At 62.7% G+C, this 14,028-nt stretch carries 13 protein-coding genes; 4 read left to right on the top strand and 9 right to left on the bottom strand.

Going from position 1 to position 14,028, the window contains the following annotated elements:
* Positions 1-72: 72 nt before the first annotated feature.
* The 4 genes from ACIPO9_RS01085 to ACIPO9_RS01100 form a co-directional block, all read right to left on the bottom strand.
* A complete protein-coding gene (locus ACIPO9_RS01085) occupies positions 73-1,272 on the bottom strand; it encodes a CaiB/BaiF CoA transferase family protein (RefSeq protein ID WP_400778329.1) in 1,200 nt (399 codons plus the stop codon).
* A gap of 147 nt (positions 1,273-1,419) precedes the next feature.
* On the bottom strand, positions 1,420-2,784 hold the full coding sequence (locus ACIPO9_RS01090; protein ID WP_400778332.1) for an MmgE/PrpD family protein: 1,365 nt from the start codon (positions 2,782-2,784) through the stop codon (positions 1,420-1,422).
* A 10-nt stretch (positions 2,785-2,794) separates the two neighbouring features.
* Positions 2,795-3,958 carry an acyl-CoA dehydrogenase family protein gene (locus ACIPO9_RS01095; RefSeq protein ID WP_274131841.1) on the bottom strand — a complete coding sequence of 388 codons (1,164 nt, stop codon included), beginning with the start codon at positions 3,956-3,958 and terminating at the stop codon, positions 2,795-2,797.
* 64 nt (positions 3,959-4,022) lie between these two features.
* Positions 4,023-4,862 carry a MaoC family dehydratase N-terminal domain-containing protein gene (locus ACIPO9_RS01100; RefSeq protein WP_400778335.1) on the bottom strand — a complete coding sequence of 280 codons (840 nt, stop codon included), beginning with the start codon at positions 4,860-4,862 and terminating at the stop codon, positions 4,023-4,025.
* 135 nt (positions 4,863-4,997) lie between these two features.
* Between ACIPO9_RS01100 and ACIPO9_RS01105 the strand changes: the two genes are divergently transcribed.
* Positions 4,998-5,888 carry a LysR family transcriptional regulator gene (locus ACIPO9_RS01105; protein ID WP_274131838.1) on the top strand — a complete coding sequence of 297 codons (891 nt, stop codon included), beginning with the start codon at positions 4,998-5,000 and terminating at the stop codon, positions 5,886-5,888.
* A 60-nt stretch (positions 5,889-5,948) separates the two neighbouring features.
* Here the strand turns inward: ACIPO9_RS01105 and ACIPO9_RS01110 are convergent, their stop codons facing one another.
* The gene (locus ACIPO9_RS01110; protein WP_400603712.1) at positions 5,949-6,788 is read right to left on the bottom strand and encodes an AraC family ligand binding domain-containing protein; all 840 of its coding nucleotides are present in this window, start codon (positions 6,786-6,788) and stop codon (positions 5,949-5,951) included.
* A 121-nt stretch (positions 6,789-6,909) separates the two neighbouring features.
* Here ACIPO9_RS01110 and ACIPO9_RS01115 point away from each other — a divergent pair, with 121 nt between their 5' ends.
* Positions 6,910-7,641 (top strand): CatB-related O-acetyltransferase, encoded by a 732-nt coding sequence (locus ACIPO9_RS01115; RefSeq protein ID WP_400778337.1) that lies wholly within the window; start codon positions 6,910-6,912, stop codon positions 7,639-7,641.
* A gap of 135 nt (positions 7,642-7,776) precedes the next feature.
* Here ACIPO9_RS01115 and ACIPO9_RS01120 read toward each other — a convergent pair whose 3' ends face one another.
* A complete protein-coding gene (locus ACIPO9_RS01120; RefSeq protein ID WP_400778339.1) occupies positions 7,777-8,724 on the bottom strand; it encodes an alpha/beta hydrolase in 948 nt (315 codons plus the stop codon).
* 287 nt (positions 8,725-9,011) lie between these two features.
* Between ACIPO9_RS01120 and ACIPO9_RS01125 the strand changes: the two genes are divergently transcribed.
* On the top strand, positions 9,012-9,758 hold the full coding sequence (locus ACIPO9_RS01125) for a DUF899 domain-containing protein (protein WP_400778342.1): 747 nt from the start codon (positions 9,012-9,014) through the stop codon (positions 9,756-9,758).
* Positions 9,759-9,897: 139 nt separating this feature from the next.
* Here ACIPO9_RS01125 and deoC read toward each other — a convergent pair whose 3' ends face one another.
* On the bottom strand, positions 9,898-10,578 hold the full coding sequence (deoC, locus tag ACIPO9_RS01130; protein ID WP_400778344.1) for a deoxyribose-phosphate aldolase: 681 nt from the start codon (positions 10,576-10,578) through the stop codon (positions 9,898-9,900).
* Between the two features lie 125 nt (positions 10,579-10,703).
* Between deoC and deoR the strand changes: the two genes are divergently transcribed.
* Entirely contained in the window at positions 10,704-11,474 is a 771-nt protein-coding gene (gene deoR, locus ACIPO9_RS01135) for a DNA-binding transcriptional repressor DeoR (protein WP_274131832.1), read from the top strand.
* Between the two features lie 68 nt (positions 11,475-11,542).
* On the opposite strand, the gene ACIPO9_RS01140 is transcribed toward deoR, so the two are convergent.
* Positions 11,543-12,616: an aldose 1-epimerase family protein gene (locus tag ACIPO9_RS01140; RefSeq protein ID WP_400778347.1), complete on the bottom strand. Its 1,074-nt coding sequence runs from the start codon at positions 12,614-12,616 to the stop codon at positions 11,543-11,545.
* Positions 12,613-13,947 (bottom strand): L-fucose:H+ symporter permease, encoded by a 1,335-nt coding sequence (gene fucP, locus ACIPO9_RS01145; RefSeq protein WP_400603723.1) that lies wholly within the window; start codon positions 13,945-13,947, stop codon positions 12,613-12,615. The genes ACIPO9_RS01140 and fucP overlap by 4 nt, the downstream gene beginning before the upstream one ends.
* Between the last annotated feature and the right edge of the window lie 81 nt (positions 13,948-14,028).

Genomic DNA, 14,028 nt, shown 5'->3' on the forward strand with positions numbered 1-14,028 from the left:
CCCGCGATTGCGGTGCGTCAGATACGGTTTCCGTCGCGGGCAAGCGCGCTCCTACAGGGTCTGTGCAAGCCTTCAGACCACCCCGGCAGCACTCATCCGCGCCTGCTCCTCGGCGGAAAAACCCAGCTCGCCGAGGATGCTCTGCGTGTGCTGCCCCAACCCCGGCACGCCATCCATGCGCGGGGTGAAGGCGGCGTTGCGGCCAGGCGGCAGCAGCGACGGCAAAGGCCCCGACGGGCTGTCCACCTCGCGCCAGCTGTCACGGGCCTTAAGTTGCGGGTGGTCCCACACGCCGTGCATGTCGTTGACCCGTGCGTTGGCGATCTGCGCGTCCTCAAGACGCGCCACCACCTCATCCAGGCTCAACGCGGCAAAGCCGTCGACAATGATCTGGCGCAGCACCTCGCGGTTTTCCGAGCGCTTGAAGTTGGCCGAAAAACGCTCGTCGGTGGCCAGCGCCTTGTCCAGCAAGACCTTCTCGCAAAACAGCGCCCATTCGCGCTCGTTCTGCAGGCCCAGCATGATGGTGCCGCCACCGCCGGTGGGAAACGGCCCGTAGGGATAGATCGTCGAGTGCGACGCCCCGGCCCGTGGCGGTTGCGGCGCGCCGTTGTAGGCGTAGTACATCGGATAGCCCATCCACTCCACCAGGCTTTCCAGCATGCTCACGTCGATGCGGCTGCCCTCCCCGGTCTTGTCCCGCAGCAGCAGCGCCGAGAGGATGCCGGTGTAGGCGTACATGCCGGCGGCGATGTCGGCGATGGAGCAGCCGGCCTTGGCCATTTCGTTCTCGCCCGGGCCGCCCGTCACCGAAAGAAAGCCGCCCTCGCTCTGGATCAGCAGGTCATAGGCTTTTTTCTTCTCGTACGGGCCGCCCTCGCCATAGCCAGATACATCGCAGACGATCAGCCGCGGAAACCGCTCATGCAGCGCTTCGAACGACAGGCCCATGCGCGCCGCAGCGCCCGGCGCCAGGTTCTGCACCAGTACGTCGGCCTTGGCCAGCAGCGACTCAAGGATATCGCCGGCCACGTCCTGCTTCAGATCCAGGGTCAGGCTTTCCTTGGAGCGGTTGGTCCAGACGAAGTGCGAGGCCAGGCCATCGACACGCTGGTCATAGCCACGGGCGAAGTCACCGGTCCCGGGGCGTTCGATCTTGATCACCCGAGCGCCCAGATCCGCCAGTTGGCGCGTGCAGAATGGCGCGGCGATGGCGTGTTCCAGGCTGATCACGGTGATGCCGTCCAGGGGACGGGGATTGTGTTGAGTCATGTCTAAAAACCTCTCAGGGCCCACCTGTGTAGGAGCGCGCTTGCCCGCGATTGCGGTGTGTCAGATACGGTCATGCCGAATGTGCTGACCCCTTCGTCGGAATGCCGCCCAGGCCAAGCGCGCTCCTACAAGGAATGCGTTTCTCAGTTAAACCAAATCCGCCAATTCCTGCGCATCGCGCAGTTGCCAGACCCGCTCGATCAACGCCTTGCCCTGCTCCACCGTGCGTGCGCCGGAGAACGCCAGCAGGCGCTGGACCTTGGCTTCCAGTTCAGGCCGCGACAGGGTGTTGCCCGGATCGCCCTTGGGGTCGTCGATGGCCGCGCTCAGGGTGCGTCCGTCAGCGGTGGTGACGATCACCCGGCCCAGCCAGCGCGCCGGGTAGGCGCTGTCCACTTCCGGGTCCAGCTCCATGGTGACCTTCTCGCGGAACGCGGCGACGGCGGCGTCGGTCAGGGCCAGGTCGCGGAATTCGATCAACTGCGCGCTGCCATGCACGGCGATCAGGCCCAGCACCGCGCCCATCGAAAACTTGGCCTGGTGCACCGTCTGCGGCACATCGACCCGGCCCAGCACGTCAATCGCCCCTTGGTGAACGCGGGTGACGACCTTGGCAATATGGTCGTGCTGCAAGCCTTCGCGCTGCATCAGGTGCAACAACGCATCGGCGGCCGGATGGGTGTGCCGGCACGAGGCGTGGAACTTGAACGAGGTTTCCACCAGCGCCCAGCGCGTGCCCAGTCGGTCGGACAGCCATTTCGGATCGCTGTCGGTGGACATTCCCGCCGCCATGCCCTGGTCGCCTTCAAGAATATTGCGCGCGCCGGTCAGGCCGTCTTCGGTCATGTAGGCGGCCAGCAAGCCGTCGGCCGCAGCCTTGGCAGTGTGCAGCTGTTTGGAATCGGCCGCGTCACGCAGGAACTCCCACAGGCCCGCTGCTTGAGTGCCGGCGCTGCCCAGCAGGTTGATGAACTGCTCCTGATTGAAGTCCAGCAACTTGCCCACCGCCACGGCTGCAGCGAGGGTGCCGACGGTCGCGGTGGTGTGGAAGATGCGGTAATGCGAACGGCCCATGAACTCGCCGATACGAATGCCCGCCTCGTAACCTGCGACCGACGCCAGCAGCAGATCCTGCCCGGATTTGCCCAGGTCCTGCGCCGCCGCCAGCACCGCCGAAAACACCACGGTGGCCGGGTGCAGCACGGAGCTGTTGTGCAGATCGTCCTGCTCGACCAGATGGGAAGCGGCGCCGTTGACCAACGCCGCGAAGTACGCCGAGGTGCGGCGGTCGCTGGTCAGCACCTTGGCCTTGCCGTCAGCCGGGCCCATGCGCTCGGCATAGCGCTCGAAAATCGGGATCGGCCGCGCGCCCTTGCTGGCCAGCGCCGAGCCGATCCAGTCCAGGAACAGGTCTTCGGTACGGTCCAGCACGTGGCCTGGAATCTGCTCGTATTTCAGCTCGGCGAGGAAGCCCGCTAATACCTGAGTGTGGCTTGCCTGGGTATGACTCATCGGGATGTCCTCAGAAGCTGCGTGGCAGTTCGAGCAGGTGCTCGGCGACGTAGGAAAGAATCAGGTTGGTGGAGATCGGCGCGACCTGGTACAGGCGGGTCTCGCGGAATTTGCGCTCCACGTCGTATTCGTTGGCAAAGCCGAAACCGCCGTGGGTCTGCAGGCAGGCGTTGGCCGCTTCCCACGAGGCCTTGGCCGCCAGGTACTTGGCCATGTTGGCTGCGGCGCCTGCATTCTTGCCGCTGTCGTATTCCTCGCAGGCGCGCCAGCGCATCAGGTCCGCCGCTTCGATTTCGATGTGCGCTTCGGCAATCGGGAACTGCACGCCCTGGTTCTGCCCGATGGGGCGACCAAACACCACGCGGTCGCGGGCATAAGCGCTGGCCTTTTCCACGAACCAGCGGCCATCGCCGATGCACTCGGCGGCGATCAGCGTGCGCTCGGCGTTCAGGCCGTCGAGGATGTACTTGAAGCCCTTGCCCTCTTCGCCGATCAGGCTGTCAGCGGGCAATTCGAGGTTGTCGAAGAACAGCTCGTTGGTTTCGTGATTGACCATGTTGGCAATCGGCTGCACGGTCAGGCCGTTGCCGATGGCTTCGCGCAGGTCGACCAGGAAGATCGACATGCCTTCGGATTTCTTCTTCACCTCGGCCAGCGGCGTGGTGCGCGCCAGCAGGATCATCAGGTCCGAATGCTGGATGCGCGAGATCCAGACCTTCTGGCCGTTGATGATGTACTTGTCGCCCTGCTTGACGGCGGTGGTCTTGATCTTGGTGGTGTCGGTGCCGGTGGTCGGCTCGGTCACGCCCATCGATTGCAGGCGCAATTCGCCGCTGGCGAGTTTTGGCAGGTAGTAGCTTTTCTGCGCGTCGCTGCCGTGACGCAGCAGGGTGAACATGTTGTACATCTGGCCGTGCACGGTGCCGGAGTTGCCGCCGCAGGCGTTCACTTCTTCGAGAATCACCGAGGCTTCGGCCAGGCCCAGCCCCGAGCCGCCGTACTCGGTGGGGATCATCGCCGACAGCCAGCCGGCATCGGTCAGCGCCTTGACGAAGGCTTCAGGAAAGCCCTTTTCTTCATCGATCTTGCGCCAGTATTCGGCAGGAAATTCGGCGCACAGGGCGCGCACGCCTTCACGGATGGCATTGAGGTCTTCGTTGTCGTATGGACTCATGGTCTGTGCTCGCATCTGGCAGCGGCGCGGCGAATGCGCGGCCGGCTCTGTAAAAGAAGAGAAGTCAGTCGAAACGCACTTCGGCGCTCTGGGCCACACCGGCTTCGTTACCGGCCCACAACTGCGCCGTGCCTGGCTCGGTGATGCGCCCACCCACGCGAAACGGCGTCGGCACGTTCAGCGGGCGCACGCCGCGATAGGCGAAATGGCGCACTCGTCTGGAAGGGTTGGCGCGGATGAAGGCCCGCAGGTTGAAAGTGGCGATCATCGGCCCGTGCACCACCAGCCCCGGATAACCTTCGGTTTCGGTGACGTAGGGGTAGTCGTAATGGATGCGATGGCCGTTGAAGGTCACGGCCGAGTAGCGGAACAACAGGGTCGGCGTCGGCTCGATGGTTTCGCTCCAGTCGCCCATGTCTGGCGCCTCGCCGCTGGTGAGCTTGGGCGGATTGGGTTCGCGGTAGACGATGTCCTGTTCTTCACGCACGCACAGCTCGCCGTGTTGCGAGTAATCGTGGCGCAGCGTGACGAACAGCAAGGAGCCGGTGCGGCCGTGCTTCTCTTCGATATGCAGGATGGTCGACAGGCGATGGGCGTCGGTACCGACTTTCAGCGGCTGGATGAATTCGACGCGGCCACCGGCCCACATCCGGTTGCGGTTGTCGGCAGGCGGGAGAAAACCGCCGCGGGCCGGATGGCCGTCACTGCCCAGTTGGCTTTCGAACACCGGTTCCTGGAAGAAACACCACTGCCAAAGCGGCGGCAATGCATCGCCTTCAGCTGGCAGCGGCTCGCCAAAGGTGGCGGCAATGCGCTTGATCAGGTTGTGGCTCAGATGGTCTTGAGCCTCTTCGGTGCGTCCGATCCAGGCGCTGTAATCCACCGGCGAATCTGTCGAACTCATAAGGGATAACCCTCTGCGGTTGTTGTTATGAGGCGATCATGGAATGTGTCCGGCATTCTGTGAATTTGCATTTGCGTATACCGGCGTTCATGTATGCTGAACGGCCCTCAGTATTCGCAACGTTCGGATTCAACCATGCACTTCGACCTGGCTGACTTGCGCCTCTTCATTCACATCGGCGAATCCCCGAGCCTGACCCAGGGCGCCCGCCGCGCCTTCCTGTCCCCTGCCGCCGCCAGCGCCAGGATCAAGGCCCTGGAAGGCCAACTCGACACCCGCCTGCTGTACCGCGACAGCCGTGGCGTGGAACTGACCCCGGCCGGCCAGCGCCTGCTCAAGCACGCCCGGCTGATCATGAGCCAGGTCGATTACCTGAAAAGCGAGTTCACCCACTACGGCACCGATTCAGCCGGGCACATCCGCATCTTCGCCAACACCACCGCCGTGACCGAGTTCCTGCCCGAGGTGCTGGCAGGCTTTCTGGCCCAGCGCCCGGGCGTCACAGTGGACCTGCAAGAGCGGTTGTCACGGGACATCGTGCGCGGCGTGCTCGACGGCAGCACCGACATGGGCATCATCGCCGGGCCCGTGGAAGCGGCGGGTTTGCAGGTGATGCACTTCAGCACCGACCGCCTTGTCCTGACCGTGCCCGCAGGCCATGAACTGGCCGCGCAGAAGAAGGTGACTCTCAAGCAGACCCTGGCTTTCCAGCACATCGGCCTGCACGAAGGCAGCACGCTGTTGAGTTTCCTGCGCGATCACGTCGAAAGACTGGGACAGAACCTGTCGCTGCGCATTCAGGTGTCGAGCTTCGAGGCCATCTGCCGGATGGTGGAAGCGGGTGTCGGGATCGGCATCATTCCCGAGTCGGCCGCCTCGCGTCACAGTCGCACCATGAAACTGGTGACCATCGAGCTGGACGAACCATGGGCGGTGCGCGAACGGAGCATTCTGGTGAGGGAACTGGACGCCCTGCCGGGGGTGGTCAGGGCGTTGATTGCGGTGTTGATGCCGGGGGCCCTGTAGCAGCACGGCTTGCCGGCAGGCCGTACTGCTACGCAGATGGCGTTGATGAGCTGAGAGTGGTCAATCCCGCACACCCAACATCTTCAACCACTTGCCCGGCGGGTAACCGAAGGTTTTGACGAAGTGTCGGGTCATGTGGCTCTGATCAGCGAATCCGGCCATGACCGAGGCGTCGGTCAGTGACATGCCGCAGGAGATCGAGTGGCGCACCAGATCCAGGCGCCGCAGCGTGAGGTAGCGATGGGGGCTGGTGCCGAACAGGGCGCGAAAATCCCGGGACAGGCGCCAGCGGTCGGTGTCGCTGGCCTGTTCCAGTTCGTCCAGGGTCACGCCCTGCTCCAGGCTTGCCATCAGCAGCTCACGCGCACGCTCGGCGGCCGGAAAATCCACGCGCTGCCTGCCCTTGCGCACGCCCGCCGCGGTTTGCAGGGCGATGGCGATGTCGTAGACGGCATCATCCAGTTCCAGCGGATCCAGTGAGGTCTGCAAGTCCCGCAGCAAGGTCTGTGTGGCCCGGAACAGCCGCGGATCGCTCGATACTCCCCCCTTGATGAACGGCAGCGGCTTGCCGCCGAGCACCTGCTGGATCATCGCCGGCTCCAGGTAGAACATGCGATAGCGGAAGCCGTCTTCGGTCCCGGCGTGGCCGTCGTGGGGCTCGTCGGGGTGCAGGACCATGGTCTGGCCCGGCAGGTTGTTGACCATTTCCTTGCCGTACCGGAAGCTCTGCACCCCGGACAGCGTATGGCCAATGGCGTAGGTGTCGTGGCGATGCATCTCGAAACCGTGTCCATGGAAATACGCCTCGATCCGCTCCATCTGCGGCAAGGGTTTGGCCCGCACTACCCAGTCCCGGTCGGAATGGGTGAGGTGGGCTTCGCCGTTCGAGTATTTGTCCATGACGCGAGCTCTGATTTACCGGGTGCCCCGAAACGTGGCACCATTGCGAACCGTTATCAACATAAAATACACCATCGCGACGTTATCGCGCCTTCCTCTTCGCAAGTTGCAGACCGCCCCTATGAATTTCTTTCGCCGCATGCTTCTGGACCGTCAGCTCAAGCGCGCTCTGGGCCACAACAAATGCCGTCTGGACAGTGGGATCAAGGGGCTGCGTCGCAAGATGGAGCTGACCCTGGAGCATGGGGTCAAGCTGCACCAGGTCAAGATCAACTCCGCTTGCCTGAGCATCGGCGCGTATACCGATATCGTCAGCGGCACCGAATTGCAGAACGTCGCCAGCATTGGCCGCTACTGCTCCATCGCGCGCAATGTGACCATCGGTCAGAATCGCAAATCCCATCCGCTGGACTGGCTCAGTTCCCACAGTGGGCTGGTTGGCCTGCGCCAGAGCCAGGCAGGGGTTGCACAGGCCCATGAGGAAGTGGGACAGACCGTGATCGGCCACGATGTATGGATCGGCATGGATGTCCTGATTCTGGAAGGCGTGACCATCGGTACCGGCGCGGTGATTGGCGCGCAGTCACTCATTACCAAGGACGTGCCGCCCTACGCCATCGTGGTGGGGTCACCGGCCAAGGTGCAGCGTTATCGTTTTGACCAGCACATCATTGACGGCCTGCTGGCCAGCCAGTGGTGGAACCTGACCCCGCACCAACTGGCCGAGCTGCCCATCGAAGACCCCGAGAAGCTGCTCGAAGCGCTCAAGGGCTTCGTGGTGCCGGACAGCCACCCGGGCCGCGTCGTGGTGCAGAACAGACCGTTCTCGGTCGAGCACCAGCCCGCCCAATAACGTCCACCACCGCCCCGTAGCAGCACGGCTTGCCGGCGGGAGCGGTGTGTCAGGCAGACATCCATTGGCTGATACGCCGCACCCGCCGGCAAGCCGTGCTGCTACGGGTGGGGTGGCACAGCCTAGCGAAGCGGCTTATCCAGGCTGTCTGGCCGTTGCGTTCTGGACGCTGTGGGCCACCGGCGCCTTGGCCGCCAGCAACGCCTGAATCGCCTGGGCATAGGCCTGGCGTCCAAGATTCATGCTGTTGTTGTGATTGCCGCCGGGCACCATCAACAGGTTCTTCGGCTCTTGCGCCGCGTCGAACAATTGCTGGCTGAAGCGCGGCGAAACGAATGCGTCGGCTGTGCCGTGAACGATCAGCACCGGCATGTGAATGTCGGCGATCTTGTCGATGGAGTCGAATTTCTGCGACACCAGCCAGCGCACCGGCAGCGAGGTGCGGGTGCTGGCGACCGAGGACGCCACGTCCGCCAGATTGGTAAAGGTCGACTCGACGATCAATCCGCGCGCCTGAATAGGCTCATCGCCCTTCTGCGCATCACGCCCCAGCTCAGCCGCCAGGTCCACCGCCACCGCACCGCCCAGGGAGTGCCCATAGATCAGGCGCTTCTGCGGATCGGGTTGCAGTTGTTTCAGACGCTCCCAGGCGATGCGCGCATCCTCATAGACGGAAGCCTCCGAAGGCAGTTGCCCCTTGCTCTGGCCAAAGCCCCGGTAGTCGATGGCCAGCACCGAAAAGCCCAGGGCGTGCAGCTGCTCGATGCGGAAAAACTGCCCGGTGAGGTTCCAGCGCGAACCGTGCAGATAGAGGATCGAGGGCGCGTCCTTCTTCTCGCCCGGCCACCACCAGGCGTGAATATTCTGGGACAGGCCAAAGGACGGCGCCCTGAGTTCCAGTTCCTGCACATCCGCAGGAATCCCGTGGTACCAACTGGCGGTGCCCGGCTCGATCATGAACACCAGCTCACGCTCCTTGTGCTGCAAGGCCGCGCACCCGACCGGCAGGCCGACCACGATCAGCACCATGCACAGCCAGAAAAACCAGCGAGCCTTGAAATGAGCCAGGGAGAGTTGCGGCATAGACGATGGGGTCCGAGGTGTTCGAGTACGCGGGCAGTTTGCCATTGATCGGCAGCGAAGGTCATACCCAAGTGCCGAAAGGATTCCGTTCGTAGGAGCGCGCTTGCCCGCGACGGGGGCGTGTCTGTGCCTGTTGTTCAACCTGACACACCGCGATCGCGGGCAAGCGCGCTCCTACGGGTGACCGATCAGACCGCGCCATTACAGATGCTCTCTGTCGATTTCACACAGCGCCGTTCGACTAGCCAGTGTCAAAGCCCCATATGTGCCTGTGCAAGGAGAACATCATGAGCAACATCGACTCGCATCCTGTGGTATCCCGCGCCGAATGGCTGTCTGCCCGGCGTGAACACCTGGCCCGGGAAAAGGCCCTCACCCACCAGCGCGACCAGCTCAGCGCCGACCGTCGTGCCCTGCCCTGGGTGAAAATCGACGAAGCCTACACCTTCGACACGCCCGATGGCCGGCAGTCGCTGGCCCAACTGTTCGGCAACAACAGCCAGTTGATCGTCTATCACTTCATGTTCGCCAAGGGCTGGAAGGAAGGCTGCAAAGGCTGCTCGTTCCTGTCCGATCACCTGGACGGCGCCAACCTGCACCTGGCGAACCACGACATCTCGCTGGTGGCCGTTTCCCACGCGCCGCTTGAGGAGTTTCAGGCGTTCAAAAAGCGCATGGGCTGGCACTTCAAATGGGTGTCGTCGGCAGGCACGTCCTTCAACGAGGATTTCCACGTGTCAGCCACCGCTGACGAAATGTCTGCGAAGAAGATGAAGTACAACTACGAGACCACCGACTTCGCCGAAGAGGAAATGCCCGGCGTGAGCGTGTTCTACAAGAATGCGGCGGGGGAGATTTTCCACACCTACTCGGCTTACGCCCGTGGGCTGGACATTCTGGTGGGGACTTACAACTACCTGGACCTGACGCCGAAAGGCCGCAACGAAGAAGAGATAATGGAATGGGTGCGCCTGCACGACCAGTATGACGGTGCCGCAGGCGCAGACCACTGTTGTAGCGAGAAAAAGCTATAGGGTCTGTACGAAATGTTTTGAGACGAAGGTAAGGCAAGGCGAAAACAGCCGAGGAAGCGGAGTTTACTGGTTGTAAATGAGCATTCCGAGGCTGTTTTCAACGCAGCATGACCGAGTATCAAGACTTTTCGTACAGAGCCTAGTAACCCGAGCCCGACGCCTGCGCACCACTGACAATGGCAATACCGGAGCTGGTACCCAGGCGCGTGGCGCCCGCTTCGATCATGGCCACGGCGGTTGCGTAGTCGCGCACGCCGCCGGAGGCCTTGACGCCTACACCGGCGCCGACCACCTTGCGCATCAGCGTCACGTCTTCCAAGGTCGCGCCGCTCTTGCTGAAGCCGGTGGAGGTCTTGACGAAGGCCACGTCCAGCTCGCGGCAGATTTCGCAGGCCTTGGCCTTCTGTGCGTCGTCGAGCAGGCAGGTTTCCAGGATCACCTTCAACGGCACTGTACCGCAGGCCTGTTTGACGGCGGCAATGTCGTCGGTCACGAAGTCCAGCAGGCCGTCTTTCAGGGCGCCGACATTGAGTACCATGTCGATTTCACCCGCGCCTGCGGCAATCGCCTGCCTGGCTTCGAATGCCTTGGTGTCGGACAGGCCCGCGCCCAGCGGGAAACCGACCACGGCACAGACCTTGACCTTGCCGTCGGTCAGCAGCGACGCTGCGTAGGGCACCTGGCCCGAGTTGACGCACACCGAATAGAATCCATGCTCCAGCGCTTCACGGCACAATGTGGCGATCTGCTCGCGGGAGGCATCGGCGGCCAGAAGGGTATGGTCGATGTATTGTGCGAGTGCTGCAGGTTCGATCTTCATTGCGATTCCTGGGAGATAAGCCGTTACAAGCGGCACGCTTTAAGCTAAAAGAGTGTGCGCCGCACCAGATGTTTCAAACATAACATAGAATGTTATTTTTACACCAAATTCAATCGACAGCCGGAATGCCTGTGGACAGTAAAAAATCCGACCGCATCAAATTGATCCAGCAAGCCCTGCAGGACCAGAAGGCCATTCACCTGCGTGAAATGGCGGCCCTGCTGGACGTTTCGGAGATGACCCTGCGCCGCGACCTGGGCCGTCATCCGGAAAAATTCCACCTGTTGGGCGGGCACATCACCCTGGCCTTCGATCCGTCGGAAGCCAGCGATTACAAGGTCACCGAACAGGGCACCCGCCATGTCGAGGAAAAGCGCCGCATCGGCAAACTGGCGGCGGCCTTCATCAAGCCCGGCGACACGGTGTTCTTCGACTGCGGCACCACGGTGCCCTTCGTCATCGATTTCATCCCCGACGAGCTGGAGTTCACCGCCGTGTGCAACTCCCTCAACGTGCTGCTCAAGTTGCAGCACAAACCCAACTGCACGCTGATCCTGTGTGGCGGCACCTTCCATCGCAAGAACCAGGTGTTCGAGCACCACAGCGAAGCCAGCATCCTGGACGGCATCCGCCTGACCTGGGCCTTCGTGTCCGCCGCCGGGGTGAGCGACGAATTCGGCGTGACCTGTTTCAACTTCAATGAAGTGGAGGTCAAGCAGAAGGTCCTGCGCCAGGCCCGGCACTGCATGCTGCTGGCCGACCACTCCAAGTTCGACGCCGTGCGCACCGCGCATTTCGCCACCCTTGAGCACTTTCATGTGGTGGTCAGCGACAAGAAACTGCCCAAGCCTTATCGCGATCTGATTCAGGGGTATGGGGCGCAGTTGGTGGTGTGATTCACCCGAGCACCTGCATCGCCTGATATTCCGCCTTCGCGGGCAAGCGCGCTCCTACAGAGGCGTCGTCAATTTTTCAGATCGGGTTCCAGTTGGCGCACTTCTGTGGCCGACAAGTACCCCGTCGTCACGCTGAACGACGCACTCTGCCCCGCCGCCAGTTCCCGCACGTTGCCCTTGGCCTTTTCCGCCAGGTAGCCCTCCGGCTCGCAGGTGGCAGGCAACACGAAGGCGGCCACCTGTTGATCGGCGTTGTGCAGGATCCAGCGCGCAGCGTGCTCGAACTGCGCCGGTTTATAGCGCGTATAGAACGCAGGCCCTGCCGGATGCTTGAGCAGGAAATGCGCCTCGCCCCTGGCATCGGCCTGCACACCATCGAAGAAGCAGACAATCTCCGGGTCATACAACTGCGGCGAATCCAGCCTGTCGAGCCGTGACGGATCCTCGGTCAGCTCAGCCATGTACCCAGACCAGGCAGGCGTGGGTTTCACATGGGCCGGCACGCTGCTGCGCACCCGCGTCACCTCGATTCCCAAAGGCTCGACGAACTGCCCGTCAGCGACGTAGGCATAGTTCATGTGCGCCATGTACATCAGCTCCATGGGTTTGCCCGCAAGGTTCTGCACGTCCATGCCGATGTCGAACAGGCCCGAGCCTGCGCGCAGCGTCACGCCGGGACGAGCGCGGTAGTGATCGCCAAAGCCCATCACGTACTCGTATTCGCCGCCCAGGCGCAGGAAGGCACCCGCCGCGTCTTCACCCACTTCCAGCCAGGCGCTGTCCATCGGCGCGCACGGCATTTCGCCGTGCAGCGCATGGTCATCCGCAGGCGTCGGGCAGCCGTTGCGCAGGATGCCGCTGTGGAACATGAAGCAACCGTAGGTGCCGATCACCGTCGAACTTGGTCGCGGCTGGCTGAACATGTTGCGCATGGTCAGGTCGCAACCGTCGAACACCGCCGACCAGATCATCTGCCCCTGATATGGCAGCACCACCACACGTCCGCGATTGTTCTCCAGCGCCACGGCCTTCACGCCACTTGGGTAGGCCCAGGCCAGCACGCGAAAGTCGGCCGATTCGAGCAGGGTCTTTTCGGCGCTGCCGAACAGCTCCGGGTACAGAGCGATCGTCGTGGTTTTCATGAGGCGGTCACCGCCGCGCCCACCGGCGCCGTTTCGCTGCGCGGGTCACGCATGCACTTGATCGCATAGGCCACGATCACCACGAAGCACAGCAGCGGCACGCTGTAGGCGATCTGCATGTTGCCGTGGGTGGCATCGGAGAGCAGGCCCTGGAAGATCGGCATCACGCCACCGCCGACGATGCTCATGACCAGCAGCGAGCCGCCCACGCCGGTGTCTTCGCCCAGACCGTCGATGGTCAAGCCGTAGATGGTCGGCCAGCACGGCCCGAGGAAAATGCTCACGCCCACCGCCGCATACACGGCGCTGATGTTCGGCACCAGAATGGTGTAGGCCAGCAGCACGATGGTCAGCACGCCGTAGATCGCCAGCACTTTGGCCGGGTGCATCTTGCGCATCAACAGGTTGGCGATCATCTTGCCGACGAAGTAGGCGGCGAAGGTGGTCAGCAAGAACCAGGAGGCGCTCCGCTCGTTCATCCCGCCCATCTGCATGGCCAGGCGAATGGTAAAACTCCACACGCCCACTTGCGCGCCGACGTACAGGAACTGCGCCAGCACACCGAAGGTGAAGCGCGGGTTGCGCCACAGGCGAGACAGGCTCTGGCCCAAGCTGCTGGATTTGACGCTTTCCTTGATATTGCCCTTGCACGCCGGGAATTTGGTGAAGGCGATCAGCACGAACATCAGGATCAGTACCGCGATCATCCATTTGTACGGCAGCAGGGTCGACTGGATCATTTCCAGTTGCTGGATCGCTGCTTCGGAGGCGCTCATCTGGGTCAACTGTTCGCGGGTGGCGTCGGTGTCCTTGAACATCACGAAGCTGCCGACGTAGACCCCGGCCATGGCGCCGAACGGGTGGAAAGTCTGGGAGATGTTGAGGCGACGGGTGCCGGTTTCACGGGGGCCCATCAGGGTCGAGTAGGTGTTGCAGGCGGTTTCCAGGAACGACAGGCCCGCCGCGATCACGAACAGCGCCATCAGGAACATGCCGTACTTGGCCATGGATGCCGCCGGGAAGAACAGCGAGCAGCCCACCATGTACAGCAACAGGCCGATCAGGATGGTGGTCTTGTAGCTGAATTTGCGCACGACCAGCGCCGCCGGAATCGCCACGAAGAAGTAACCCAGGTAGAACGCCGACTGCACGAACGCCGTCTGGAAATCGCTGAGCAGGAAGGCTTTCTTGAAGTGCGCGATGAGCACGTCGTTCATGCTCGCGGCCGCCGCCCACAACGCGAAGCAGCAGCACAGCAGGATGAAGGCGAACCAGGGCGTGCGGTTCAGGTAGAACCCGTCCGGTGATTGTTGGAGCGCGGGCTTTGTCATTGTTGTTCTCCGTGAAGTGCAGGGAATACCCCGCCCTGCCGGTCGTGCTGACCGGTCGGGGCGCGGCGGCTCATGGGTGAC

It is taken from the genome of Pseudomonas sp. NPDC090203 (assembly GCF_044746765.1).
GTDB classification, from domain to species: domain Bacteria; phylum Pseudomonadota; class Gammaproteobacteria; order Pseudomonadales; family Pseudomonadaceae; genus Aquipseudomonas; species Aquipseudomonas putida_AD.

What these genes read in the sequence shown, in the direction of transcription:
- ACIPO9_RS01105 (WP_274131838.1), top strand. Translation starts at nt 4,998, where the DNA reads ATGCACTTCGACCTGGCTGACTTGCGCCTCTTCATTCACATCGGCGAA.
- deoR (WP_274131832.1), top strand. Translation starts at nt 10,704, where the DNA reads ATGCCTGTGGACAGTAAAAAATCCGACCGCATCAAATTGATCCAGCAA.
- ACIPO9_RS01100 (WP_400778335.1), bottom strand. Translation starts at nt 4,862, where the DNA reads ATGAGTTCGACAGATTCGCCGGTGGATTACAGCGCCTGGATCGGACGC.
- ACIPO9_RS01110 (WP_400603712.1), bottom strand. Translation starts at nt 6,788, where the DNA reads ATGGACAAATACTCGAACGGCGAAGCCCACCTCACCCATTCCGACCGG.
- ACIPO9_RS01085 (WP_400778329.1), bottom strand. Translation starts at nt 1,272, where the DNA reads ATGACTCAACACAATCCCCGTCCCCTGGACGGCATCACCGTGATCAGC.
- ACIPO9_RS01140 (WP_400778347.1), bottom strand. Translation starts at nt 12,616, where the DNA reads ATGAAAACCACGACGATCGCTCTGTACCCGGAGCTGTTCGGCAGCGCC.
- ACIPO9_RS01125 (WP_400778342.1), top strand. Translation starts at nt 9,012, where the DNA reads ATGAGCAACATCGACTCGCATCCTGTGGTATCCCGCGCCGAATGGCTG.
- ACIPO9_RS01115 (WP_400778337.1), top strand. Translation starts at nt 6,910, where the DNA reads ATGAATTTCTTTCGCCGCATGCTTCTGGACCGTCAGCTCAAGCGCGCT.
- ACIPO9_RS01095 (WP_274131841.1), bottom strand. Translation starts at nt 3,958, where the DNA reads ATGAGTCCATACGACAACGAAGACCTCAATGCCATCCGTGAAGGCGTG.
- ACIPO9_RS01090 (WP_400778332.1), bottom strand. Translation starts at nt 2,784, where the DNA reads ATGAGTCATACCCAGGCAAGCCACACTCAGGTATTAGCGGGCTTCCTC.
- deoC (WP_400778344.1), bottom strand. Translation starts at nt 10,578, where the DNA reads ATGAAGATCGAACCTGCAGCACTCGCACAATACATCGACCATACCCTT.
- fucP (WP_400603723.1), bottom strand. Translation starts at nt 13,947, where the DNA reads ATGACAAAGCCCGCGCTCCAACAATCACCGGACGGGTTCTACCTGAAC.
- ACIPO9_RS01120 (WP_400778339.1), bottom strand. Translation starts at nt 8,724, where the DNA reads ATGCCGCAACTCTCCCTGGCTCATTTCAAGGCTCGCTGGTTTTTCTGG.